21 protein-coding genes are annotated in these 23685 nt (G+C 70.9%); 8 read left to right on the top strand and 13 right to left on the bottom strand.

Features of this window, described 5'->3' with window-relative positions:
• Positions 1 to 3 precede the first annotated feature (3 nt).
• Positions 4 to 726: a DUF3710 domain-containing protein gene (locus ORG17_RS08080; protein ID WP_232536646.1), complete on the bottom strand. Its 723-nt coding sequence runs from the start codon at positions 724 to 726 to the stop codon at positions 4 to 6.
• Positions 723 to 1214, bottom strand: a complete 492-nt coding sequence (gene dut, locus ORG17_RS08075) for a dUTP diphosphatase (protein WP_071244561.1) — start codon at positions 1212 to 1214, stop codon at positions 723 to 725. Before dut ends, ORG17_RS08080 begins: the two co-directional genes overlap by 4 nt.
• 63 nt (positions 1215 to 1277) lie before the next feature.
• On the opposite strand from dut, the gene ORG17_RS08070 reads away from it, so the two are divergent.
• The gene (locus tag ORG17_RS08070) at positions 1278 to 1709 is read left to right on the top strand and encodes a DUF3093 domain-containing protein (protein WP_110859581.1); all 432 of its coding nucleotides are present in this window, start codon (positions 1278 to 1280) and stop codon (positions 1707 to 1709) included.
• Positions 1710 to 1837: 128 nt separating this feature from the next.
• On the opposite strand, the gene ORG17_RS08065 is transcribed toward ORG17_RS08070, so the two are convergent.
• Positions 1838 to 2137, bottom strand: coding sequence for a DUF4193 domain-containing protein (locus ORG17_RS08065; RefSeq protein WP_017886098.1), 300 nt, complete (start codon positions 2135 to 2137; stop codon positions 1838 to 1840).
• A 298-nt stretch (positions 2138 to 2435) separates the two neighbouring features.
• Between ORG17_RS08065 and sepH the strand changes: the two genes are divergently transcribed.
• A complete protein-coding gene (gene sepH, locus ORG17_RS08060; protein ID WP_173033640.1) occupies positions 2436 to 3464 on the top strand; it encodes a septation protein SepH in 1029 nt (342 codons plus the stop codon).
• Between the two features lie 33 nt (positions 3465 to 3497).
• Here the strand turns inward: sepH and ORG17_RS08055 are convergent, their stop codons facing one another.
• The gene (locus ORG17_RS08055; protein ID WP_214527602.1) at positions 3498 to 4664 is read right to left on the bottom strand and encodes an alkaline phosphatase family protein; all 1167 of its coding nucleotides are present in this window, start codon (positions 4662 to 4664) and stop codon (positions 3498 to 3500) included.
• A gap of 43 nt (positions 4665 to 4707) precedes the next feature.
• Between ORG17_RS08055 and ORG17_RS08050 the strand changes: the two genes are divergently transcribed.
• Positions 4708 to 7194, top strand: coding sequence for a DNA gyrase/topoisomerase IV subunit A (locus ORG17_RS08050; protein WP_214527603.1), 2487 nt, complete (start codon positions 4708 to 4710; stop codon positions 7192 to 7194).
• A gap of 286 nt (positions 7195 to 7480) precedes the next feature.
• Here the strand turns inward: ORG17_RS08050 and ORG17_RS08045 are convergent, their stop codons facing one another.
• Entirely contained in the window at positions 7481 to 9607 is a 2127-nt protein-coding gene (locus ORG17_RS08045; RefSeq protein WP_214527604.1) for a DNA gyrase/topoisomerase IV subunit B, read from the bottom strand.
• 167 nt (positions 9608 to 9774) lie between these two features.
• Between ORG17_RS08045 and ORG17_RS08040 the strand changes: the two genes are divergently transcribed.
• Positions 9775 to 9999 (top strand): DUF7455 domain-containing protein, encoded by a 225-nt coding sequence (locus ORG17_RS08040; protein ID WP_017886093.1) that lies wholly within the window; start codon positions 9775 to 9777, stop codon positions 9997 to 9999.
• Between the two features lie 71 nt (positions 10000 to 10070).
• Here ORG17_RS08040 and ORG17_RS08035 read toward each other — a convergent pair whose 3' ends face one another.
• The 6 genes from ORG17_RS08035 to ORG17_RS08010 all read right to left on the bottom strand — a co-directional run bounded on the left by ORG17_RS08035 (position 10071) and on the right by ORG17_RS08010 (position 16544).
• Entirely contained in the window at positions 10071 to 10520 is a 450-nt protein-coding gene (locus ORG17_RS08035; RefSeq protein ID WP_071244556.1) for a hypothetical protein, read from the bottom strand.
• Positions 10521 to 10648: 128 nt separating this feature from the next.
• The gene (locus ORG17_RS08030) at positions 10649 to 11422 is read right to left on the bottom strand and encodes a type 1 glutamine amidotransferase (RefSeq protein ID WP_214527605.1); all 774 of its coding nucleotides are present in this window, start codon (positions 11420 to 11422) and stop codon (positions 10649 to 10651) included.
• Positions 11419 to 12678: a MurT ligase domain-containing protein gene (locus tag ORG17_RS08025; protein ID WP_214527606.1), complete on the bottom strand. Its 1260-nt coding sequence runs from the start codon at positions 12676 to 12678 to the stop codon at positions 11419 to 11421. The genes ORG17_RS08030 and ORG17_RS08025 overlap by 4 nt, the downstream gene beginning before the upstream one ends.
• 6 nt (positions 12679 to 12684) lie before the next feature.
• Positions 12685 to 13944 carry an RNA polymerase sigma factor gene (locus ORG17_RS08020; RefSeq protein WP_027465462.1) on the bottom strand — a complete coding sequence of 420 codons (1260 nt, stop codon included), beginning with the start codon at positions 13942 to 13944 and terminating at the stop codon, positions 12685 to 12687.
• Between the two features lie 193 nt (positions 13945 to 14137).
• Positions 14138 to 15457, bottom strand: coding sequence for an MFS transporter (locus tag ORG17_RS08015; protein ID WP_111057239.1), 1320 nt, complete (start codon positions 15455 to 15457; stop codon positions 14138 to 14140).
• Between the two features lie 157 nt (positions 15458 to 15614).
• Positions 15615 to 16544: a proteasome assembly chaperone family protein gene (locus tag ORG17_RS08010; protein WP_027465460.1), complete on the bottom strand. Its 930-nt coding sequence runs from the start codon at positions 16542 to 16544 to the stop codon at positions 15615 to 15617.
• A gap of 76 nt (positions 16545 to 16620) precedes the next feature.
• On the opposite strand from ORG17_RS08010, the gene ORG17_RS08005 reads away from it, so the two are divergent.
• The 3 genes from ORG17_RS08005 to sucB all read left to right on the top strand — a co-directional run bounded on the left by ORG17_RS08005 (position 16621) and on the right by sucB (position 21229).
• Complete coding sequence (locus ORG17_RS08005) at positions 16621 to 18111, top strand: leucyl aminopeptidase (RefSeq protein WP_214527607.1); 1491 nt, start codon at positions 16621 to 16623, stop codon at positions 18109 to 18111.
• A gap of 156 nt (positions 18112 to 18267) precedes the next feature.
• Entirely contained in the window at positions 18268 to 19641 is a 1374-nt protein-coding gene (lpdA, locus tag ORG17_RS08000) for a dihydrolipoyl dehydrogenase (protein ID WP_027465458.1), read from the top strand.
• A gap of 73 nt (positions 19642 to 19714) precedes the next feature.
• Positions 19715 to 21229: a 2-oxoglutarate dehydrogenase, E2 component, dihydrolipoamide succinyltransferase gene (gene sucB / locus ORG17_RS07995; RefSeq protein ID WP_138803228.1), complete on the top strand. Its 1515-nt coding sequence runs from the start codon at positions 19715 to 19717 to the stop codon at positions 21227 to 21229.
• 77 nt (positions 21230 to 21306) lie between these two features.
• Here the strand turns inward: sucB and ORG17_RS07990 are convergent, their stop codons facing one another.
• A complete protein-coding gene (locus ORG17_RS07990; RefSeq protein ID WP_214528078.1) occupies positions 21307 to 22197 on the bottom strand; it encodes a hypothetical protein in 891 nt (296 codons plus the stop codon).
• 128 nt (positions 22198 to 22325) lie between these two features.
• Between ORG17_RS07990 and ORG17_RS07985 the strand changes: the two genes are divergently transcribed.
• On the top strand, positions 22326 to 23042 hold the full coding sequence (locus tag ORG17_RS07985; RefSeq protein ID WP_027465455.1) for a DUF4191 domain-containing protein: 717 nt from the start codon (positions 22326 to 22328) through the stop codon (positions 23040 to 23042).
• Between the two features lie 183 nt (positions 23043 to 23225).
• On the opposite strand, the gene ORG17_RS07980 is transcribed toward ORG17_RS07985, so the two are convergent.
• On the bottom strand, positions 23226 to 23681 hold the full coding sequence (locus ORG17_RS07980; RefSeq protein ID WP_071244549.1) for an RDD family protein: 456 nt from the start codon (positions 23679 to 23681) through the stop codon (positions 23226 to 23228).
• Positions 23682 to 23685 lie beyond the last annotated feature (4 nt).

Here is a 23685-nt window from a genome sequence, read left to right as displayed (position 1 = left end):
CGGTCAGATCGCGGTCTGCGTCGACTTGGGCATGTGCAGCGGGATGAGGTCGCGCGGCGGCATCGGCGTCGTGCCGCGCACGACGACGACGCTGCGGAACAGCTCCTCGATCTCGCTGGCGTCGTCGGGCTGCTCGGCGGCCTTGCCGGCGATCACGCCGCGCAGGAACCAGCGCGGGCCGTCGACGCCGACGAAGCGGGCCGGACGGGAGCCGGCGGTGCCGCCGTCGCCGTCCACGGCGACCGGGACGGACGCGCGGAGCTCGGGGCCGAACGGGCCGTCGACCTCGGTCACGACTCCGCCCTGGCGCTCGATCTGCTCGGCGATCTGGGCGCGGATCTCGTGCCACAGGCCGGTGGACCGGGGCGCCGCGAACGGCTGGACCTGCAGCGTGGACTCGTCGTAGTCGAGCCCGACCGCGACGACGCGCTGCGAGCCCTCCTCGACCTCGAGGCGCAGGTGCAGGCCCTCGCGCGGGAGCACCTTCACCCCGCCCAGGTCGACGTAGGGGCGGACCAGGTTCGCCTCGGTCTCGTCGTGGGGGCCGTTCTCGGCCCGGTCCTCCGGAGCGGACTTGTCCGTCGGGGCGACCGCGTCGACCTCGTCGAGGTCCGCGTCGGCATCCGTCGCGATGTCGACCTCGGGGGACGTGTCCGCGACCTCGATGTCGTCGGTGACGGCGTCCGCCACCTCGACCTCGTCCCGCTTGCGTCGGCCGAACTTCATGCGCGCGTTCCTTCCTGAGCGTCTGCGGCGGCACCGGTCACGGCGTCGCTCCGGTCACCGTAGCCCGACGAGCCGAACCCGCCCTGTCCGCGGACGCTGTCCGGCAGGTCGTCGACCCGGGTGTAGGTCACCTGCGGCACCGGCATCACGATCAACTGGGCGATGCGGTCGCCGGCGTGCACCTCGTACGGTTCCGTCTGGTCGGTGTTGAGCAGGGCGACCTTGATCTCCCCGCGGTAGCCGGAGTCGACGGTGCCGGGGCTGTTCACGATCGTGATGCCGTGCTTCGCCGCCAGGCCGCTCCGCGGGACCACGAACGCGGCGTAGCCCTCGGGCAGCGCGATGCGCAGCCCCGTGGCGGCCAGGTGTCGTTCCCCCGGCTGCAGTACGAAGGCCTCGGTGGAGACGAGATCGGCACCCGCGTCGCCGGGGTGGGCGTGGCCGGGAGCGTGCTCCCCGGTCCAGAGGACGTCGACTGGTTCGGTCACGTGACGAGGGTAGTGCAGCCGTGACCGTTCCGTGACCTCGCTCGCTCGTGATCGAATGGACCCGTGACCCTGTACCGCGAACGACTCTGGGCCCCGCCCGCCCTGTACCTGGCGACGGCGCTCGTCATCCCCGCCACCCTGCTCGTCTTCCTCCCCATCAGCGTCCTGGCTGGCGTCCTCGTGGCGATCGGGATGGAGCTCGGGGTCCTGGTCCTCCTGTGGGCACTCGCACCCACCATCGAGGTCACCGACACCGAGTTCCGCGCGGGCAAGGCACACCTCCCCCGCACGCTCGTCGGCACAACCGAGGCGTTCGAGGGCGCAGCGGCCACCGAGCAGCGCGGGCCGGCACTCGACGCCCGCGCGTGGACGCTCTTCCGCGGCTACGTCCGGGGGGTCGTCAAGGTCGAGGTGCGCGACGACGCGGACCCCACGCCCTACTGGCTGGTCAGCGTCCGGCACCCGGGCAAGGTCGTCGAGGCGCTGCGGTCCTGACGGACCACGCTCCACGGCCTGGAGGCGCGGCTCGGCCCCGCCTCGCAGCACACGACGAAGGCCCCGCATCCCTGGAGGATGCGGGGCCTTCGCTGATCGTTGCGTCGAGGACGACGCGGCTGTGTTCGCTAGAGCGACGCGCACTCCGCGCAGACCGGTCCGAGCTTCGACTCGTGGTCGAGCTGGGAGCGGTGCTTCACGAGGAAGCACTCGACGCAGGTGAACTCGTCGACCTGCGGGGGCAGCACCACGACGTCGAGGTCGACGTCGCTGAGGTCCTGCCCGGCGAGTTCGAAACTGCCGGGGTTGTCGGAATCATCGTCGACGACCCCCGACATCTTGTCGGGAACGCGCTCCTTGAGGGCCTCGATCGACTCCGAGTCGGAGTTGTCGTCGGTCTTCCGGGGGGCGTCGTAATCGGTGGCCATGCCCATCCATTTCTCGTATCGAGAGGTCGTCGCCGGGTGATCGGCGGCGACAGTTTGCACCACGCCCCGCCAGAGCGCAAACCGAGTGCTGCGGCGGGTCGTGCTGGCGGTGCAACCCACGACCGGAACCGGACATTCCCGACACCCGTTGCCGGAGGGCCGCGTGCCCGGGATCGGCCACGCGGATGTCCGCGGCACGCCCGTGCGCCTCCCCGGAAACCGCCCGTCGTCCCTGCATACTCACGGGGTACGACAGCAGGACCGTACGCGACGCTGGGAAGGCGGAACCATGCAAGACGTGAGAGTCATCGGAGTCGAGTCCGGCGCACTCCTCCTGGCGACCGACGGCGGCACCGAGTTCCGGTTGCCCGTCACGTCGTCGCTGGCAGGCCAGGTGCGCCAGGCGAACCCCGACGCCGGTCCGCAGAAGCGGGTCTCCCCCAAGGACGTCCAGGCACGCATCCGTGGCGGCGCAGACGCCGCCGACGTGGCCGCCGCGCTCGACGTCGACGTCGAGTACGTCCGTCGCTTCGAGGGGCCGGTCCTCGCCGAGCGCGCCTTCATCCTCGACGCCTCGCACCGTGTGCCGGTCACCCCGGTCGACGACGAGTCCCCCGACACCTTCGGCCCCGCGATCACCGCGAAGCTCGAAGCCGGCGAGGCCACCGCGATCACCTGGGGCTCGTGGAAGCACCCGGAGAGCGGGTGGCAGGTCCGCGTCCGCTACACCGCGGGCGAGGTCGAGCACGACGCCCAGTGGCACTTCGACCCGAAGACCTCGACCCTCGCGCCGGACAACGGTGACGCTCACCGGCTCTCGCACACCGACGACGAGGGCATCGCCCCGCGCCTGCGTGCGGTCGAGTTCGAGCAGCAGGACGACGACGGCACCCGCTTCGACTCCGGCGCCTTCCGCGTCGACGAGCCGGAGCAGCCGGCCGCCGAGCCCGAGCCGTCCCAGCACGCGCCGCTCCGTGCACCGCTGCCCCGCATCGGCCAGGCCGCCGTGGAAGAGCGTGCTCCCGGCAACGAGACCGCGGACCTGCTCGAGGCGCTCCGCCGTCGCCGCGGTGAACGCGAAGCAGCGTCCTTCGGCGAACAGCGCGACGAGCCCGCCCGCGGGACCTCCATCAGCGTCGTCGACATCCCGCTGCAGGGCTTCGAGGACGGCGGCGCGCACGACACCGCACCGCAGTCCTCCGACGTCCGTCCGGCCTCGGCGCCGGAGTCCGAGAGCCGTGGCGAACGCAAGAAGCGCAACCGTCGCTCGATGCCGAGCTGGGACGAGATCGTCTTCGGCACCCGTCCGGACGACGACCCCGCCTGATCAGCACGTGCACCGACCGTCGGCGCCGACGTCCTAGTGGGCGAACTCGCCGGCGAGTCGGAGCGGCACGATCGTCTCCTCGTCGGTCATCGCGCCGTGCTGGCCGATCATGCGCTTCGGTGTCTCGTCCTCGCGCAGGGCACGGTCGTCGTTGAACGCCCACGAGCCGCGCGCCACGACGAGCACGTCGCCGATGCGCGGCAGCACCTCGTCGGACACCCGCCCGAACCACCCGGCCTCGATCGCCTCGGCACGGCTGGCGACGTACGCCTTCTTGCCGTAGCGGGCCCGGAACGCGCCGACGAGGGCGCGCACGTCGGTGCCCGGTGCGACGGTGAGCTGGCGGCAGCGCGGGTCACCCGCGACGCCGACGACGTCGGTGAGCAGCAGCGGGTCGATGGCGATGTTCGCGTGGTCCGGCACGTCGAGCACACCGTGGTCCGCCGTCACCAGGACCCCCACGCCGTCGGCGCTGCGGGCGTCGAGGCGGGCGAGTTCGCCGTCGAGCAGCTCGAGGGCCGCCGTCCACCGGTCGGACTGCCAGCCGTACTTGTGCCCGATCGAGTCGAGCTCCGGCACGTACAGGTAGACGAGCGAGCGGCCGCCGGTGGTCTCGGCCAGTGCGGCGTCGACGCGCTGGGCAATCGTGTCCGCCGACACGTACCGGGCGCCGCCGAGCACGTTCGCGGTCATCCCGGACGAGCGGTACCGGTCCGGCCCGACGACGACGGGATCGAGTCCGAGCTCCGCGGCCCGGGTGAACAGGGTCCGGGTCAGGAACCAGTCCGCAGGGACCTCGGTGTCCCAGCCGCCCAGCAGGTTCATCACGGCACCGGTGTCCGGGTTCCAGCCGCTGTACCCGACGACGCCGTGGGTGCCGGGCGACCGGCCGGTGGTCAGGGTGCTCAGGGCGGCCGCGGTCGTCGTCGGGAACCCGCTCCGGAGCTTCTTCGCGGTGCCGGTGCCCTTCGCGCCGGTCAGCCAGCGGGCGTGCCCGGCGCGCGCCGCCAGCGCGGCGGAACCGAGGCCGTCGACCAGCACGACGATCGCCGAGCGGGCGGGGCGGAGGGTGATCCGGGCCTCCAGGCCGTCGTTCCGCAACCACGCGTCGTCCGCAGCGCCGAGCGCCACGAGGCAACTCGGGAAGACGTCGGCGAGGTTCGCGACGGCGTCGGGGGCCGTCGGTACGCTTGTTCCCATCCCACGAGTCTCCCAGACGACTCCGGTTCTCCAGAAAGGTGCCATGGCACGCACGGACGTAGTCGGCCTGCCCGACGGTGAGCGCATCGAGGACGTCGACGTCTCCGAGGAGATGCAGGGCTCCTTCCTCGAGTACGCGTACTCCGTCATCTACTCGCGGGCACTGCCCGACGCCCGCGACGGCCTGAAGCCGGTGCAGCGTCGCATCCTGTACCAGATGGCCGAGATGGGGCTGCGACCCGACCGCGGACACGTCAAGAGCGCCCGCGTCACGGGCGAGGTGATGGGCAAGCTGCACCCGCACGGCGACGGCGCGATCTACGACGCGCTGGTCCGCATGGCCCAGCCGTTCACGATGCGCGTGCCGCTCGTCGACGGCCACGGCAACTTCGGCTCCCTCGACGACGGCCCCGCTGCCGCCCGGTACACCGAGGCACGGCTCGCCGAACCGTCGATGGCGATGACCGAGGGCCTGGGCGAGGACGTCGTCGACTTCGTCCCGAACTACGACAACCAGATCATGCAGCCGGGCGTGCTGCCGGCGGCGTTCCCGAACCTGCTCGTCAACGGCGCCTCCGGCATCGCGGTCGGCATGGCGACGAACATGGCGCCGCACAACCTCGGCGAGGTCGTCGAGGCCGCGAAGCACCTGCTCATGAACCCGCAGGCCACCCTCGAAGAGCTCATGGAGTTCGTGCCCGGCCCCGACCTGCCGTCCGGCGGCACGATCGTCGGGCTCTCCGGGGTCCGCGACGCCTACGCCACCGGCCGTGGTTCGTTCCGCACCCGCGCGAAGGTGAGCGTCGAGAACCTCACCCCGCGCAAGGTCGGGCTCGTCGTCACCGAGCTGCCCTACCTGGTCGGCCCCGAGCGTGTGATCGAGAAGATCAAGGACGGCGTCCAGTCCAAGAAGCTCGTCGGCATCTCCGACGTCAACGACCTGACCGACCGCAACCACGGGCTCCGGCTCGTCATCGGCATCAAGAGCGGCTTCAACCCCACCGCCGTGCTCGAGCAGCTCTACAAGCACACCCCGCTCGAGGACGGCTTCGGCATCAACAACGTCGCGCTGGTCGGCGGGTCACCGCGCACCCTCGGGCTCCGCGAGCTGCTCGACGTCTACGTGCAGCACCGGCTCGACGTCGTCACCCGCCGGTCGCAGTACCGGCTGGCACGACGCAAGGAACGGCTGCACCTGGTCGAGGGCCTGCTCATCGCGATCCTCGACATCGACGAGGTCATCCAGGTCATCCGCACCTCCGACGACTCCGAGGCAGCGCGCAACCGCCTGCGCGACGTCTTCGACCTGTCCGAGGTACAGGCCGAGTACATCCTCGAGCTGCGCCTGCGCCGTCTGACGAAGTTCTCGCGGATGGAGCTCGAGGCCGAGCGCGACCAGCTGCTCGCCGACATCGCCGCCCTCGAGGAACTGCTGGCGTCCGACGAACGGCTCCGCGCGCAGGTCGCCCTCGAGCTGACCGAGGTGTCCGACAAGTTCGCGACCCCGCGCCGCACGCTGCTCACCGAGGCCGACGCCCCGGTGAAGGGCGGTCGGAAGGCCGCGGTCGACCCGGAGTCCCTGCAGATCGCCGACTCCCCCTGCCGCGTGCTGCTCTCGACCACCGGACGGCTCATCCGCGTCGACATCCCGACGTCGGAGCTCGGCATCGTCCGCGTGCCGAAGCGCTCGAAGCACGACGCCGTCCGCTCCGCCGTGGTGAGCACGGTGCGGGGGCAGATCGGCGCGATCACCTCGACCGGGCGGGTCCTCCGGCTCTCCCCCGTCGACGTCCCCGCCGTGCCACCCGCCGCGGTCCGGCTCGACGCCGGCGTCCGGGTCACCGACTTCCTGGCGCTCACCAAGGGCGAGACGGTCGTGGCGATCGTCGACCTGTCCGGTGCGTCTTCGGACTCGCTGGCGATCGGCACCGCGCACGGCGTCGTGAAGCGCGTCGTGCCGGGTGCATGGCCCGACAAGCCGGAGTTCGTCGCGATCGGCCTGAAGCCCGGCGACCACGTGGTCGGCGCGGCGCAGGCGCCCGAGTCCGACGACCTGGTGTTCATCAGCTCGAACGCGCAACTGCTGCGGTTCCCGGCGTCCGTCGTCCGGGCGCAGGGGCTGCCCGCCGGTGGTGTCGCCGGCATGGCCCTGGCCGACGGCGCCTCGGTGATCTGGTTCGGTTCGGTCGCACGCTCCGACGATGCCGTGGTCGCCACGGTGTCCACCACCTCGACAGCACTGCCCGGCACCGACGCCGGTCGCGCCAAGGTCTCCGCGCTGTCGGAGTTCCCGGCGAAGGGCCGTGCCACCCAGGGTGTCCGGGCGCACGCGTTCCTGAAGGGCGAGGACGGGCTCACGGTGGGATGGGCGGGCATCGCGCCGCCACACGCCGTCGGCACGGACGGCGCCGCACGGACCCTGCCCGACTGGCTGTCGAAGCGTGACGGGTCGGGCGCCCCGCTCGAGGCGGTCATCGGCTCGATCGGTGGCAGCGCTGCGACGCTCGACGGCACCGCCGGCGAGGCGTAGGCGGGCGCCGGCGTCCGCCTCCGGTGTCGCTGACACGGCGCCGTTTCGCGCCTGGCGACACCTCACGGTCTGCGAGCCCCGTGAGGTGTCGCCCAGCGCGTGAGAACGCAGGGCGCACGGCCCGGAGGCGCGGGGCGGCGCCGCCACGGGCCTCCCGTCCGCCATCGCCGTGTCGCGGACGCGGCGCGGTTTCGCGCTGAGCGACACCTCACGGGCCGCGGGCCGCGTGGACTGTCGCCCAGCGCGTGAGCACACCAGGCCGCTGCGCGGCCCGGGGGTGAAGGCGCTACGCGTCGATGCGGTCGCGGTCCAGGCCCTCGCCGGCCAGGATGAACTCCTTGCGAGGCGCCACGTCGTTGCCCATGAGCAGCTCGAACACCTTCGCTGCACCCTCGGCATGGGTCACGTTCACCCGGCGCAGGGTGCGGTGCGCGCGGTCCATCGTGGTCTCCGCCAGCTGGTCGGCGTCCATCTCGCCGAGGCCCTTGTACCGCTGGATCGGCTCCTGGTACTTCTTGCCCGTCTTCTCGAGCTTCTTCAGCACCGTCTGGAGCTCCTGTTCGGAGTACGTGTAGAGCGTGTCGTTCGGCTTGCCGCGGTTCACCACGACGACCCGGTGCAGCGGCGGCACGGCGGCGAAGACCCGGCCCTGCTCGATCATCGGCCGCATGTACCGGAAGAACAGCGTCAGCAGCAGCGTGCGGATGTGGGCACCGTCGACGTCGGCGTCGGACATGATGATGATCTTGCCGTAGCGGGCCTGGTCGATGTCGAACGTGCGGCCCGAACCGGCGCCGATGACCTGGATGATCGACGCGCACTCGACGTTCGAGAGCATGTCCGACACGGACGCCTTCTGCACGTTGAGGATCTTGCCGCGGATCGGCAGCAGCGCCTGGTACTCACTGTTGCGGGCGAGCTTCGCGGTGCCCAGCGCCGAGTCACCCTCGACGATGAAGAGCTCCGTGCCCTCGGTCTCCTGCGAGCGGCAGTCGGCGAGCTTCGTCGGCAGCGAGGAGTTCTCGAGCGCGTTCTTACGGCGCTGCGTCTCCTTGTGGGCCCGCGCCGAGATGCGGGTCTTCATCTCGGACACGACCTTCTCGAGCAGGGCCGCCGACTGTGCCTTCTCGGTGCGCTGCGTCGAGGTGAGGATCTCGGTGAGGCGCTTCGACACGACCTGGTCGACGATCTTCCGGACCGCCGGGGTGCCGAGGATCTCCTTCGTCTGCCCCTCGAACTGCGGCTCGGGCAACCGCACGGTCAGCACGGCGGTCATACCGGCGAGGACGTCGTCCTTGTCGAGCTTGTCCTGCCCGACCTTGAGCTTGCGCGCGTTCGCCTCGACCTGGGCACGGACGGCCTTGACGACGCCCGACTCGAACCCGGCCTGGTGCGTGCCGCCCTTCGGCGTCGCGATGATGTTGACGAAGCTGCGGAACACGGTCTCGTAACCACTGCCCCAGCGGAGCGCCAGGTCGACCTCGCACTCGCGCTCGACCGAGGTGGAGACCATGTGGCCCTTGTCGTCCAGCATCGGCACCGTCTCGGTGAAGGTGCCGGTCCCCTGCACGCGCCAGACGTCGGTGAGGGGGCTGTCGACGGCGAGGTGCTCGACGAACTCGCCGATCCCGCCCTCGTACCGGAAGCGCTCGACCACCGGCCCGGCGGCCACGGTGGTGCCCGTCGCCTCGGCCCGGGCGGCAGCGGCGTCGATCGACGCCGCGCGCTCGTCGGTGATGGTGATGCCGAGCCCGGGCACGAGGAACGCGGTCTGCCGTGCACGGGTGACCAGGTCGTCGGTGCTGAACCGAGCGTCGGCGGTGAAGATCTGACGGTCCGCCCAGTAGCGGATCCGGGAGCCGGTGACGCCCTTCTTGACCTTGCCCACCACACGCAGCTCGCTGCCCGAGGTGAAGGGCGCGAACGGAGCGTCCGGGCCGATGCCCTTGCTGTCGTCGAAGATGCCCGGCTCGCCGCGGTGGAACGACATGGCGTAGGTCTTGCCGCCCCGGTCGACCTCGACGTCGAGGCGCTCAGACAGCGCGTTCACGACCGAGGCGCCGACGCCGTGCAGGCCACCCGAGGCCGCGTACGACCCCGAGCCGAACTTGCCGCCGGCGTGCAGCTTGGTGAACACGACCTCGACCCCGGTCAGGCCCGTCTTCGGTTCGACGTCGACTGGGATGCCCCGGGCGGTGTCGCGGACCTCGACCGAGCCGTCGGCGTGCAGCACGACACCGATCTCGTCACCGTGCCCCGCGAGGGCTTCGTCGACCGAGTTGTCGATGATCTCCCACAGGCAGTGCATGAGGCCCCGGGAGTCCGTCGAGCCGATGTACATGCCCGGCCGCTTCCGGACCGCCTCGAGCCCTTCGAGGACGGAGAGATGGCGTGCGGAGTAGTCGGAGCTCACCGTCGGAGTTTACCGAGCGGCACCGACAGCACCGTGTGGACACTCGCACTGGGGCCAAGCGATCCGCGCTGAGCGAAACAGGGCCCGACAATGCGTCGCTCTCAGGCATCACGTGTTGAAATGGTGCAACCACCCGGCACCACCTGCGATCCGTGAGGAGCACAGCAATGACCCAGACCGTGCAGGACCCCTCCATCGACGAAGTCAGCAACCACCAGCTGACCGCCGCCGACCGTTGCGACAGCTGCGGGGCGCAGGCCTACATCCGAGCCACCATGTCGAGCGGCGAGCTCTACTTCTGCGCCCACCACGGCGCCGAGTTCAAGGACAAGCTCGCGGCGACCGCCATCGAGTGGCACGACGAGAGCAGCCGACTCTACGAGTCGAAGTAGTCGCGACCGACACACGGACAGGAGGCGCGGTGCCAGCTGGCACCGCGCCTCCTTTCTGTCTGCAGTCCGTCCTAGAACTCGCGGTTCAGCGCCCAGGCGGCGCCCCGGTAGCTGTTCGGTCCCCACACACCGTCGATGGGGCCGCTGTAGCGGCCGTGGGCAGCCGCCCAACGCTGCAGTGCTGCGATGGTCAGGGGGTGCTCAGTTCCGTAGAAGTTCCCTGACTGGTAGTACCCGCCGACCGCGAGGCGCTTCGCGACGAAGAACCAAGCGGGCGAAGTCATACGACCATCGATGTCACCCGAGTACCCGGCCCTGCTGGCCAGGCACTGCAGCCGCTTGTAGAAGATCGGCCCCGGGACGCCGTCGGACTCGGTCGTGGTCGTCGGCACCGAACTGCAGGCGGAGCTGATCCGCGTCGTCGCGGCCTCAGCCGGAGCCGTCTGGGCGACCGTGCCGGCAGTGGTCAGGGTCACGATGAGTCCACCGACCAGGGCGAGGACGAGTTTGTTGTGGTGCATGGGAGCCTCCTTTGTCGACCTCCAACATGTCAGATGTTGAATCCGGGTGGACGCTCTTGGCAACTGTTGCCATCCGTGCGCATGCAGAAGGCCGGGCCCCCTCGGGACCCGGCCTTCTGCTTCGTGCATCAGGCGATGCGCTTGAACGCCTTGTCGACGTAACGGTCGACCGTGGCGCGCGCTTCACGTGCGTAGCGGTCGATGGTCGCCGTCTGCTCCGCGCCCGGCGCGTACTCGCGGCCCAGCCGTGCGGTGGCCGCGGCGAGGACACCGTCGGTCAGCTGCGGGTTGAGCGGCAGGATCGGGCCCTGCGTGTGCGTGCCGAACGACGTGCCGACGATCGCACCCTCGACCGGGGCCCCCGCCTGGTTGCCACCACCGGACACGACGTCGGCGAACGGGCTGACCCCGGCCGCGAGCTCGATCGTGGTGGCGTGGTCCTCGAAGCCGGCGAGACGCTTCGGTGCTCCGGGGAGCAGCGGGTACCGGGTCTCGAGGACGAAGTAGTTCACGCGCCGCTCGGCACCGCGGACGGCACGGGCGTCGAACACACCGAACCCGGCGACCGGCGCACCCTCGGTCGGCACGACCTCGTTCGTCGCCAGGTCGAACCCACCGCCGACCGCGATGACCGGTACACCATCGTTCGCGAACGCACGGAGCGCGCCGCCGATGCGGGTGACGTCGTCGCCCAGGGAACGCATCGCGCTGAGCGGTCCGTTGCCGATCACGACGACGTCCGCCGTGGTCGGGAGCTCGTCACCGGGCGCGTACTCGACGACCTGTGTCTCGATGCGCGCGGCGGCCGCACGGCGGGCCAGGGCCGCGACGTTGCCACGGTCGCCCGAGACGCCCATCTGCCGGGGGTAGACGTGCAGGATGGTCAGCCGGTCGGCCGTCATGCGGTCTTCTCCATGTCCGGGTGGCCCAGGGCCTTGCGGGCGATCATCATGATCTCGTAGTTGACGATGAAGTTCTTCGTCCCGCGGGTCGTCGAGCCGAGCTGCTCCATGTGCTTGATGGCTGCTTCGACGTCGGGCTCGACCCAGCCGATGCGGACACCGGCGTGCTCGAGCGCGATCGCGATCTGCCACGCCTTGTCACCGGAGACGACGTCCACGTGGTCGAGCTTCGAGAAGTCGATGTCGTAGATCCAGGAGATGTCGGGCGTGCCCTCGTCGATCGCCATGAGGACCTGTTCGGGCTGGTCCGGTAGGGCGTCGAGGTTGAGCTGCAGGCTCGCGGCGTTCTTGAACATCGTGAACTCGGCGGACTCGCCCGCGATCGGCAGACGCTCTCCGCGGCCGTACGCGGGCTTCATCGTGCCGAAGGCCTTGGTCACGGCGTCGGCACGGAACTGCGCGCCGAGGGCCGCACTGGCCGTCGCGGTGGCCGCAGCGGCGTCGACCGCGTAGTGCAGGCCGCGGGCGGGCAGGCGGACCGGGATCTCGACACCGTCGAAGCGGATCGTCGCGCCGTCGCCCGTCTGGGCCACGACCTCGGCGTCGGCGGTGTGCTGAGCACGGTCACCGGCGTCGAACGAATCGGCGTTCTGCAGACCGTTCGGTGCCGCGGCGATGACCTCGTCGCTCGCACCGAACCGCAGGACGCGCTGCCCGGGGGTGCCGGAGTAGCCGTCGAGGAACTGGTCGTCGTGGTTCGTGATGACGTTCGCCGTCGACAGCGCGGCGGTGTCGAGCATCATCGTCGCCACCCGCTCGGTCTCGAAGAACCGGTACAGCTGGTCGACCTGCACGTTGAGCATCGTCACCGTCGAGGGCGACAGGATGCCGGCGAGCTCGACCGCGAAGGCCTCGTCGACCTCGAGGATGCCGATGTCCGCCTTGAGCCGGCCGGTCAGTGAGACCTCGGACAGCAGGGCCGATGCGATGCCCTGCGGCAGGTTCGCGCCGGACGGGTTCGTGAAGACCCGCAGCCCGTGCGCCCGGACGATGTCGGAGATCATGTGCGTCGTCGTCGACTTGCCGTTCGAGCCGAGCACGAAGACGACGCCGTTCGGGAACTGCTTCGTCACGTGCTGCAGGAAGTCCGGCACGAGCTTCAGGACGATGTACCCGGGGTAGGCGGACCCGCCGCCCCTCGCACGGGCGAGGGCACGGAGGATCCGCCCGATCAGGATCGGGATGAAGAAGCGCATGCCGGCTTACTCGAGGTAGTCGCGCAGCGACTGCGACCGCGACGGGTGGCGGAGCTTCGCCATCGTCTTGGACTCGATCTGACGGATGCGCTCGCGCGTCACGCCGAACGTGTCACCGATCTGGTCGAGGGTCTTCGGCTGGCCGTCACCGAGGCCGAAGCGCATGCGGATGACGCCCGCCTCGCGCTCGGACAGGGAGTCGAGCAGGCTCTCGAGCTGCTTCTGCAGCATCGTGAAGCCCACCGCGTCGGCCGGCACGACCGCCTCGGTGTCCTCGATGAGGTCACCGAACTCCGAGTCGCCGTCCTCGCCCAGGGGCGTGTGCAGCGAGATCGGCTCGCGGCCGTACTTCTGGACCTCGACGACCTTCTCCGGGGTCATGTCGAGCTCGCGCGCGAGCTCTTCCGGAGTGGGTTCGCGACCGAGGTCCTGCAGCATTTGCCGCTGCACGCGGGCGAGCTTGTTGATGACCTCGACCATGTGCACCGGGATGCGGATGGTGCGGGCCTGGTCGGCCATGGCACGGGTGATGGCCTGACGGATCCACCACGTCGCGTAGGTCGAGAACTTGAAGCCCTTGGTGTAGTCGAACTTCTCGACCGCACGGATCAGGCCCAGGTTGCCCTCCTGGATGAGGTCCAGGAACTGCATGCCACGACCGGTGTAGCGCTTCGCGAGCGAGACGACCAGGCGGAGGTTCGCGCCGAGCAGGTGCGACTTCGCACGCTGACCGTCACGGGCGACCCAGCGCAGTTCACGCTCGGCGGGCTTCGAGAGCCCCGTCGCGTGCTGCAGCTTGTCCTCGGCGAACAGGCCGGCCTCGATGCGCATCGCGAGCTCGACCTCCTGCTCGGCGTTGAGCAGGGCGACCTTGCCGATCTGCTTCAGGTAGTCCTTCACCGGGTCGGCGGTGGCACCCGTGATGGTCGTCGAGTAGACCGGCGCCTCGTCGTCGTCGGTCTGCGAGATGACGAGCGCACCGGCGGCGACCGCGGCAGCGGCGTCCGGCTTGGCCGTCTTGTCGTCGGTGTCGTCGGCCTCGTCGGTCGGCTCCTCGACGGGCTCGTCGGAGGCGATCGCCTCGTCGACGGCGTCGGTCTTCTTCGCCTTGGGCGCCGCCTTCTTGGCGGGCGCCTTCTTGGCGGGGGCCTTCGTGGCGCGCTTCTTCGGCGCTGCGGTGCCCTCGGTGTCCGTGGCGTCCTCTGCCACAGCGCCCTCGGGCTCGGTGTCCTTCGTGGGATCGATCGTCGTGCTCCGGGCAGCCATGCGATCACCTCTCTCGTCGTGCCACGTTCGTGGGGTCGTGGCCTCCCTCGCCGCCCAGGTCCCGCGCCGCAGTCCCCCGCGTCGTACGAGTCCTACCGTTCCGGGCAGCACTAGGACCCATGTCAAGTCCCCCGAGTTCACCGGCGCACCGAAGTGCTCCGACAGACAGGGGTCCCGAACGGGTCCGTAATCATTATTGCACGTGCCGCTTCCGCAGGCGTGCAACGAGTGCAACCCAGAGTGGCCCGACGCGTATTCCCTCTTCCGAGTGCAGCACGCGGCGGGTCCGACGGCGGGCGTGCAGGAGCATCCCGACGCCGAAACCGACCACGACGTACTGCACCGTGAGGGCGATCCGGAAGTTCTCCCAGGCGAACACCGTGGTGCCGGTCGCCCGTGCCGCCGCGTCGAGGACGACACCGATCAGGTACATCATCACGAAGGCCGCCAGGAACCCGCCGACGTTCACCACGCCGTTCGCCGAGCCGAGCGAGCCGACCGGGTTGAAGGTCCGGGCGAAGTCGAAGCCGATCAGGGAACCGGGCCCACCGATCCCCATCGCGACGACGAGCAGCACGAGCAACCACGTCGGCGGGTGCCCGGGCCAGAGCAGGATCGCCGTCCAGAGCACCGCGAGCAGGACGACCACGCCGAGCACCAGGTTGGACCGGCGCATCGGGAACCGCGCGCAGAGCACGCCGAGCACCGGGCCGGCGACGAACCCGACGACCACGATGATCGTGAGGAACCCCGCCGCCTCACCCGGGGAGTACCCGAGCCCCCTGAGCATCGGGACACCCCACAGCAGCGAGAACACCGTGCCCGACGACTGCGTGACGTAGTGCGACCAGAACCCGAGCTGCGTGCCCGGGCGGCGGAGCGCGTGCCCGAACGTGCTGAACGCGGCACCCCACGAGTGCGGCAGCGGGATCGTGTCCGTCCGCACCGGCACGGGACCGTTCCGCACGAAGACCGCGGCGAGCACGAGACCGACGGCACTGGCCGCGGCCGCGACGCCGAACGCCGGGGTCCAGCCCACCGTGTGCAGGAGCACCGCGAACGGGAACGCCGACAGGATCTGGCCGATCTGCCCGAGGTTGCCGGTCCACTGCGAGATCTGCGGCAGGATCCGGCCGCTGAACCACATCGGCACCAGGCGGATCACCGAGATGAAGGTCATCGCGTCACCGGCGCCGACGAGCACCCGCCCCGCGATGGCCGGTCCGATCGACGGGGACACCGCGACGATCGCCTGTCCGACGACCAGCAGCGCGGCGCCGAGGAGCACCAGTCGGCGGGGGCCGACGCGGTCGAGGGCGATCCCCACCGGGATCTGCAGCCCCGCGTAGACGGCGATCTGCACGACGGCGAGGGTCGACAGGACGGCGGCGGAAACGGCGAACCGGTCCTGCGCATCGACCCCGGAGACCCCGAGCGAGGACCGCTGCACCACGGCGAGGACGTACGCGAGGACCGCGACACCCCAGATCAGGAAGGCACGACGGGAGTTCACCGGACCAGGCTACCGACGCGTCCCCGCGTCGATACGCGACGAGCGTCGTCGAGGTGCGTCACGTCGTGCGGGCGACCGGAGGACGGCCTGGAGGCGCGGTGCGGGGCCGCCACGGGCCTCCAGGCCGTCCTGTCGGGACGCCCGGATCCCGCGACGGTCAGTCGGTCGCGTCGCCCTGGGTGCGCCGGTCGGCCAGGAAGCGCTCGAGCTCGGCCGCGATCGCGTCCGCGGTCGGCACCTCGCCGTCGACGCCGGTCAGCGGCGATGCAACGGGGTTGCCCTCCATGTACGTGTCGTGCCGCTCCTCGAGCACGGAGACCAGGCGCTGCAGCTCGGGGTTGCCGGCCACCTGCTCCTCGACGCGGGTCAGGAACTCGCGACCGGACTCGCGCAGGGCGTCGGTCGGGAAGATGAGCCCGGTCGCGGCCGCGATGCCGGACAGCGCGGCGACGGCGGCGTCGGGGAACTCGGTGTCGGACAGGTAGTGGGGCACGAGCAGCACGAGCCCCGTGACCTGCGCGCCCGTCTCGGCGAGGCGGTGCTCGACCAGGTGCAGGACGTTCGCCGGCGCCTGGGTCTCGGGCTTCCAGACGCTCATCTGCTCGACGAGGTCGGCCCGGGTGCCGGAGACGGTGAGGCTGATCGGACGGGTGTGCGGGACCGGCATCGGGATGGACTGCACCCACGTGGTGTCGGCCACCTGCAGGTCGGCGGCGAGCCCGGTGACGGCCCGGACGAAGCGGTTCCACTGGAAGTCCGGCTCGTAGCCCGACAGGAACAGGAACGGCTGGCCGATCTCGTCGCGCACCAGGTGCAGGGCCAGACGGGGCGGCTCGACGGCGCTGATGTGGTCGTGCTCGAAGGTGATGACCGGGCGACGGGCCCGCCAGTCGAGCAGCACGTCCGGGTCGAACTCGGCGACGAGCTCGGTGTCGAGGTCCTCGAGGATCGAGTTCGTCACCTGCGCGACGGCCGATCCGGCATCGGCGAAACCGGTCAGCCCGGCGATCAGGTGCAACCCTGCTGGCACGGTCGGGGCGTCCGCGTCGAACGTGTAGAGCTCCTCGGGGTGGTTCACCGTCCCCATGCTAGGCGGGGCCTCCGACGTCCCCGGTGCGCGACGACCACGCCGACAGCGAACAGGCCCTCGGTAGGGTTGGAGCATGGTCCGACCGACGCTCTCCACCACCAGTTCACCCCCCGAGACCACCACCGCCGACGTGCTCGTCGTCGGGGTCCGCCCGGGCTCGTCCGGCGAGGCCGACAGCACCGCCGTGCTCGCTCCCACCGCCCTGGGCGCGCTCGACGCCCTCGCCGGCCTCGACCTCGCCGCGATCGGGGTGACCGGCGCGAAGGACCAGCTCGTCCGCCTGCCCGCCACCGGCGTCGGTGCGAAGTCGGTCGCGCTGATCGGGCTCGGCTCCGCCACGGGTGCCGCGGCGATCCGCGCGGCCGCCGGCAGTGCCGTGCGACAGCTCCCCCGCGTCGACTCGATCACGCTCGCCCTGCCCACCGACTCGGCCGAGCTCGTCGACGCCGCCCTCGAGGGCGCGGCGCTCGGCGCGTACGCCTTCACCCGGCACAAGGGCACCGGCACCAAGGCCCCGGCCCGCGGTGACCAGCGCATCGAGGTCGTCGCGCCCGCCGACGTCGCAGCCGACGCCGCCGTGCGCCCCGCGATCGTCGCCGACGCCGCGTCGCTCGTGCGCGACCTCGTGAACACCGCCGCGGGCGACCTCGGGCCGCAGGACGTCGCCGACGTCGCGACCGGGTTCGCCTCGGACCTGCCGCTCACCGTCGAGGTCCTCGACGAGCAGGCGCTCGAGGAGCAGGGCTTCGGCGGCATCCTCGGCGTCGGCCGCGGTTCGGCCCGTCCCCCGCGACTGGTCGTCGTCCGGTACGCACCCGAGTCCGCCACGAAGCACCTCGCCCTCGTGGGCAAGGGCATCACCTTCGACTCGGGCGGCCTCTCGCTCAAGCCCGCGGCGTCCATGCTCGGCATGAAGACCGACATGACCGGTGCCGCCACGGTGCTCGCGGCGACCGTCGCCGCCGCCCGGCTGGGACTCGACGTGCGCGTGACCGCGTGGCTCGCCCTCGCCGAGAACATGCCCTCCGGCACCGCGACCCGCCCGGGCGACGTCCTGACGCTGAAGAACGGCACCACGGTCGAGGTCACGAACACCGACGCCGAGGGCCGCCTGGTGCTGGGCGACGGGATGGCCGCCGCGTCGCTCGAGCAGCCCGACGCGCTCGTCGACGTCGCCACGCTGACCGGCGCCCAGGTCGTCGCGCTCGGTGATCGCACCACCGGCCTGATGGGCAGCGACGACCTCGTCGCGAAGGTCCGTGCCGTCGCCGAGGGCGTCTCGGAGCCGATCTGGCCGATGCCGCTGCCCGAGGAGCTCGAGGCCCGGCTGTCCAGCGACGTCGCCGACATCGTCAACGCCACGGTCGGCAACCCGGCCGGCGGCATGCTGCTCGCGGGCAAGTTCCTCGAGCGCTTCGCCGGCGAGGGTGTCCCCTGGGCGCACCTCGACATCGCGGGTCCGTCGGAGAACAAGGGCGGCGGGTACGCCTGGTTGGGCAAGGGTGCGACGGGCGTGATGGTCCGGACGCTCATCGCTCTCGCAGAAGACCTCCAGTCCGAGTAGTAGGTTTGGTACCGGTGGGAACGGCGCACCGACGCGCCTCCCACCGGTACTGCACGGGACGGGACCGGAACCACGCGGTCCGACCGTCGGACGCCGCCCTCCGCGGTGTCCACGTAGGGCCCGATCGGCCCGACACGCACGAGGGAGTTGCACCAGGTGACGGAACAGACTTACGACGTCGTTGTCCTCGGTGGCGGGAGTGGTGGGTACGCCGCTGCGCTCCGGGCCGCCGAACTCGGCATGAGCGTCGCGCTCATCGAGGGCGACAAGCTCGGAGGGACGTGCCTGCACCGCGGCTGCATCCCGACCAAGGCGCTGCTGCACGCCGCCGAGATCGCCGACGGCACGCGTGACGCCGAGAAGTACGGCGTGATCGCGGAGTTCGCCGGTGTCGACGTGCCCAAGGTGATCGACTACCAGCAGGGCGTCATCAACTCCAAGTACAAGGGCCTGCAGGGCCTGATCAAGGCCCGCGGCATCACCGTGGTCGAGGGCTGGGGGCGTCTGACCTCGCAGAACACCGTGCAGGTCGGCGACCAGACCGTCACCGGCAAGAACATCGTGCTCGCGACCGGCTCCTACTCGAAGTCCCTGCCCGGGCTCGAGATCGGCGGCCGCGTGATCACCTCCGAGACCGCACTCCGCATGGACTACGTCCCGAACAAGGTCGTCATCCTGGGCGGCGGCGTCATCGGCGTCGAGTTCGCCAGCGTCTGGAAGTCCTTCGGCGCCGAGGTCACCATCGTCGAGGGCCTGCCGCACCTGGTCCCCGCCGAGGACGAGTCGATGTCGAAGCAGCTCGAGCGTGCGTTCCGCAAGCGCGGCATCGAGTTCTCGCTCGGTGTCCGGTTCCAGGGCGTCGAGCAGCACGAGAACGGCGTCGTCGTCACGCTGGAGGACGGCAAGACCTTCGACGGTGACGTCCTGCTCGTCGCCGTCGGCCGTGGCCCCGTCACGCAGAACGTCGGCTACGACGAGGTCGGCGTGGCGATGGACCGCGGGTTCGTCACCACGAACGAGCGTCTCGCCACGAACATCCCGAACGTCTACGCCGTCGGCGACATCGTCCCCGGCCTGCAGCTCGCGCACCGCGGCTTCCAGCAGGGCATCTTCGTCGCCGAGGAGATCGCCGGCCTCAACCCGGTGGTCATCGAGGACAAGAACATCCCGAAGATCACCTACTCCGACCCCGAGGTCGCGTCGGTCGGGCTCTCGCAGGCCAAGGCCGAAGAGCAGTACGGCGCCGACAAGGTCGACTCGTACGAGTACAACCTGGCCGGCAACGGCAAGAGCCACATCATCGGGACCTCCGGTTCCGTCAAGGTCGTGCGCGTCGTGGACGGCCCCGTCGTCGGGGTCAGCATGATCGGTGCCCGCGTCGGCGAGCTCATCGGCGAAGCCCAGCTCGCCGTGAACTGGGAGGCCTACCCGGAGGACATCGCTCCCCTGGTGCACGGTCACCCGACCCAGAACGAAGCCCTCGGCGAGGCGTTCCTGCACCTCGCGGGCAAGCCGCTGCACGCGCTGTGACCGGCACCGGTCACCGCACTGTGACAATGACACCAACAACCACTGCAATCCCCCGCGAAGAGGAGTCCACCCGATGAGCGAATCCGTCAACCTCCCGGCGCTCGGCGAGAGCGTCACCGAGGGCACGGTGACCCGATGGCTGAAGAACGTCGGTGACCGGGTCGAGGTCGACGAGCCGCTGCTCGAGGTCTCGACCGACAAGGTCGACACCGAGATCCCGTCGCCGATCGCCGGCGTCGTCGAGGAGATCCTGGTGCAGGAGGACGAGACCGTCGAGGTCGGCACCGCCCTCGTGAAGATCGGTGACGGCTCCGGCTCGTCCGACGGCGGTTCGGACTCGTCCGACTCCGGCGCCGACGACGCGAACGCCGCCGCTGCCGACGCCGAGGAGCCCGAGGCCGCTCCGAGCACGGAGCAGGAGGCCGAGACCCCCGCCCCCGAGCCCACCGAGCCCGAGCCCGCCCCCGCCGGTCAGACGCAGCCTGCCGCCCCGCAGGCACCGTCCGCCCCGCCCGCAGCAGCGCCGGTCCCGGCCGCCGCTCCGGTCCCGCCGCCCGCAGCCGCACCGCCGGCAGCCGTGCCGGCCCAGGCCGCTCCGGCAGCCGCACCGGCTCCGGCGTCCGCGCCGAGTGCCACGGCCGCCGCCGCGGTGCCGAACCCCACGCAGGACGGCGCAGCCTCCGGCTACGTCACCCCGCTGGTGCGCAAGCTCGCGAACGAGCAGGGCGTCGACCTGTCCACGGTCACGGGCTCCGGTGTCGGGGGGCGCATCCGCAAGGAGGACGTCCTCGCCGCCGCCGCGAAGGCCCCGGCCGCCTCGGCTGCAGCAGCACCCGCCGCCGCTTCCGGCCCGTTCGTCGCCGAGGTCTCGCCACTGCGCGGAACCCGCGAGAAGATGACCCGCCTGCGCAAGGTCGTCGCCGAGCGTGCCGTGCAGTCGATGACCTCGACCGCACAGCTCACGAGCGTCGTCGAGGTCGACGTCACGAAGGTGGCGCAGTTCCGCGATGCCCACAAGGCGGAGTTCCTCGAGAAGACCGGCTCGAAGCTCTCCTTCATGCCGTTCTTCGCCCTCGCGGCGTCCGAGGCGCTGAAGGCCCACCCGAAGATCAACTCCACGGTCGAGGGTGACGAGATCGTCTACCCGGAGACCGAGAACGTCTCGATCGCGGTGGACACCGAGCGCGGGCTGCTGACCCCGGTCATCAAGGACGCGGCCTCGCTGGACCTGGCGCAGTTCTCGAAGTCCATCGCGGACCTCGCCGAGCGCACCCGGAACAACCAGCTGAAGCCCGACGAGCTGGCCGGCGGCACGTTCACGCTGACCAACACCGGTTCGCGTGGCGCGCTGTTCGACACCCCCGTGGTGTTCCTGCCGCAGTCGGCGATCCTCGGCACCGGCATCGTCACGAAGCGCCCGGCGGTCGTGAAGGTCGACGGCCAGGAGGCCATCGCCATCCGCTCGTTCGTCTACCTGGCGCTGTCGTACGACCACCGGATCATCGACGGTGCGGACGCCTCGCGGTACCTCGTCGCGGTGAAGAACCGTCTCGAAGAGGGCAACTTCGCCCCGAACCTCGGGTACTGATCACCAGCAGCACGGCCGACGGCCCCGGTTCCCCTCGTGGGAGCCGGGGCCGTTCCCGTTCCCGGTCGGGTTCGGCGTCACCCGCTGCCGAGCAGGGTCAGGGCGGCGACCACCGACCCGACGGTGACGACGAGCCCCACGAGGACACGGCGGAGCGGGAGTCGTCGTCCGGCTCCGAGTGGGACGCCGTGCTCGACCACGTCCCGCAGGCGATCGAGCAGTCCGTCCTGCCCGTCCGGTGTCGGCGGTTCGGCGAACACGAGATCGCTCGGCACGGGGGTCCACCGGAACGGGCGGGGCGCGGCGGCGGCACGGACGACGTCGAGTGCTGCTCGTGCGCTCGGCCCGTCACCGTCTAGGGCGTCCTGCAGCGCTCCGAGCACCTGGGCCTGGGCGGGGTCGGCCGGGTCGACGCGGTCCCACACGCTCCGGGCTGCGAGCACGAGGGTCCGGGTCGCATCCCCCGGGTGCGCGGTGTGCGTCGGGGTCGCCGCGTTGGTCGGGCTGATCGGGTTCGTCTCGTTGAGTGAGTTGGTCGGGTTCGTCGCGTTCGTCGGGCGGTCGCAGAGCACGACGGCACCGGAGTCGTCCACCAGCACGTCGTCGATGCCGGCGGCACCGAGCAGGACCGCGCCGTCGTGCACCGCCACCAGGAGCTCCAGGAGCGGGACCGTCAGGGTCACCGCGACGCCGGTGGTCGGGGTGCCGAGCCGGTTGAGCGCCGGCACGAGCGGCGTGCCCGTGGGCCGGTCGAGGTCGACGACGAGACGCCCCGTCGGCGTCCGACCGACCGCGGCCACCGGGACGAGGTGGCGCTCGGCGGCCGCGGAGCGGTCGGCGACCCACACGAGCACGTCGCGCTCGTCGTGCCCGTCGTGCCCGGCGTGCCCGTCGTGCTCCTCGTGCTCGTCGCGCTCGTTGCCGGTCGCGATCCAGCGATCCGGGTGGTGGTCGGTGCTCGTCTCCATGGTGACCAGCGTGGCGGTGGCGCGGCGGGCCTCCAGGCTCTCCCGCACCATCTGTGGACAAGACGTGTTCGCGCACAGCCGGACACGCGACGGTCTCCCCCGGCGCACGGAGGCCGTATCCTGTTCGCATGGCACGCAGCTCTTCCACAGACAAGAAGGCGAAGGAGCCGGGGCGTCTCAAGCAGATGTTCCAGGTCTTCCAGATGACCCGAAAGGCCGACCCGTCGTCGGTCTGGTGGTTCGCCCTCGCCTTCGTCGGTCCGGTCGTCCTCGGTGTCCTGCTGGCGCTGCTCCTGCCGGGGCAGAACTGGCTCGCGATCGTCCTGTGGATCGTCGCCGGTGTGCTGCTCGGTGTGCTGCTCTTCCTCATCGTGCTCGGTCGTCTGGCCGAACGTGCCGCGTACTCGCAGATCGAAGGCCAGCCCGGCGCCGTCGGTGCCGTGCTGTCGAACTCGCTCCGTCGCCAGTGGCGCTCGAGCGAGATGCCGGTCGCGGTGCACGGTCGCTCGCAGGCAGCGGTCTACCGCGCCGTGGGTCGCCCGGGTGTCGTCCTGATCACCGAGGGCCAGCGCGGCAACCTCAACCGCCAGGTCGACGAGGAGCGCCGCAAGGTCCAGCGCATCGTCCCGAACGTCGCCGTGCACGTGCTGCACGTGGGTGACGGTACCGGTGAGAGCCTGACGCTGCACAAGCTGCCCCGCGCCATGAACAAGCTCAAGAAGTCGCTCAACCGCAACGAGGTCCTGGCGGTCGCGAACCGTCTCGACTCGCTGACGCAGAGCCCCGCGGCCTCGATCCCGAAGGGCATGGACCCGATGCGGGCCCGCGCCGGACGGCCGCGCTGACCGAAGCCCCACACGACATGAGGACGCCCCCGACCACCTGGTCGGGGGCGTTCTCGTGCGTGCGGGGTGCAAGCGGGGTGCGTGCCTCGCTCGAAGCCGGTCTTGCACGGTGCGAGGTTCCGTACTCGGTGCGGGAAGCGCAGGCGGGCACCGAGTACGGAACCTCGCACCACACAGCCCGGCTCAGCGCCGGACGAGCACCGTCCCGGCGATGCGATCGTGTGCGCCCCGGCTGTCGCGGTCGATGATGAGCGCCGGGACCACCAGGCAGAGCAGCACCGTCCGGAGGATCGGCCGCCACACCCCGACGTAGCCCCCGCGCATCGGGACGACCCGCAGTCCGACGCAGATGTGGCCGAACGACCCGGACAGCAGGCAGATGAACACGATCTGCAGCACGGCGAAGATGGCGATCTGCACCCACGAGTGCGCGATGTCGCCCGAACCGTTCACCGGCGACCACACGCCGGTGACGTAGGCGACCAGGTCGGCCAGCGCGCCGTCGATCAGCAGCGCCACGACCCGCCGGCCGATCCGCCCGACACTCCGGGGTCCGGACTCCGGCAGACCGAGGTCCTTGCCCGGCCACCCGTCCGGGTGCTCGGAGGGCGCGGACGGACTGGGAGTGCTGCGGGCCATGGTC

It is taken from the genome of Curtobacterium flaccumfaciens pv. betae (assembly GCF_026241855.1).
In the GTDB taxonomy this organism is placed as follows: Bacteria; Actinomycetota; Actinomycetes; order Actinomycetales; family Microbacteriaceae; genus Curtobacterium; species Curtobacterium flaccumfaciens.
This window is presented reverse-complemented; position numbering and strand designations above follow the sequence as displayed.

What these genes read in the sequence shown, in the direction of transcription:
- ORG17_RS08080 (WP_232536646.1), bottom strand. Translation starts at nt 726, where the DNA reads ATGAAGTTCGGCCGACGCAAGCGGGACGAGGTCGAGGTGGCGGACGCC.
- ORG17_RS08065 (WP_017886098.1), bottom strand. Translation starts at nt 2,137, where the DNA reads ATGGCCACCGATTACGACGCCCCCCGGAAGACCGACGACAACTCCGAC.
- ORG17_RS08055 (WP_214527602.1), bottom strand. Translation starts at nt 4,664, where the DNA reads ATGGGAACAAGCGTACCGACGGCCCCCGACGCCGTCGCGAACCTCGCC.
- ORG17_RS08050 (WP_214527603.1), top strand. Translation starts at nt 4,708, where the DNA reads ATGGCACGCACGGACGTAGTCGGCCTGCCCGACGGTGAGCGCATCGAG.
- ORG17_RS08040 (WP_017886093.1), top strand. Translation starts at nt 9,775, where the DNA reads ATGACCCAGACCGTGCAGGACCCCTCCATCGACGAAGTCAGCAACCAC.
- ORG17_RS08035 (WP_071244556.1), bottom strand. Translation starts at nt 10,520, where the DNA reads ATGCACCACAACAAACTCGTCCTCGCCCTGGTCGGTGGACTCATCGTG.
- ORG17_RS08030 (WP_214527605.1), bottom strand. Translation starts at nt 11,422, where the DNA reads ATGACGGCCGACCGGCTGACCATCCTGCACGTCTACCCCCGGCAGATG.
- ORG17_RS08025 (WP_214527606.1), bottom strand. Translation starts at nt 12,678, where the DNA reads ATGCGCTTCTTCATCCCGATCCTGATCGGGCGGATCCTCCGTGCCCTC.
- ORG17_RS08020 (WP_027465462.1), bottom strand. Translation starts at nt 13,944, where the DNA reads ATGGCTGCCCGGAGCACGACGATCGATCCCACGAAGGACACCGAGCCC.
- ORG17_RS08010 (WP_027465460.1), bottom strand. Translation starts at nt 16,544, where the DNA reads ATGGGGACGGTGAACCACCCCGAGGAGCTCTACACGTTCGACGCGGAC.
- ORG17_RS08005 (WP_214527607.1), top strand. Translation starts at nt 16,621, where the DNA reads ATGGTCCGACCGACGCTCTCCACCACCAGTTCACCCCCCGAGACCACC.
- sucB (WP_138803228.1), top strand. Translation starts at nt 19,715, where the DNA reads ATGAGCGAATCCGTCAACCTCCCGGCGCTCGGCGAGAGCGTCACCGAG.
- ORG17_RS07990 (WP_214528078.1), bottom strand. Translation starts at nt 22,197, where the DNA reads ATGGAGACGAGCACCGACCACCACCCGGATCGCTGGATCGCGACCGGC.
- ORG17_RS07985 (WP_027465455.1), top strand. Translation starts at nt 22,326, where the DNA reads ATGGCACGCAGCTCTTCCACAGACAAGAAGGCGAAGGAGCCGGGGCGT.
- ORG17_RS07980 (WP_071244549.1), bottom strand. Translation starts at nt 23,681, where the DNA reads ATGGCCCGCAGCACTCCCAGTCCGTCCGCGCCCTCCGAGCACCCGGAC.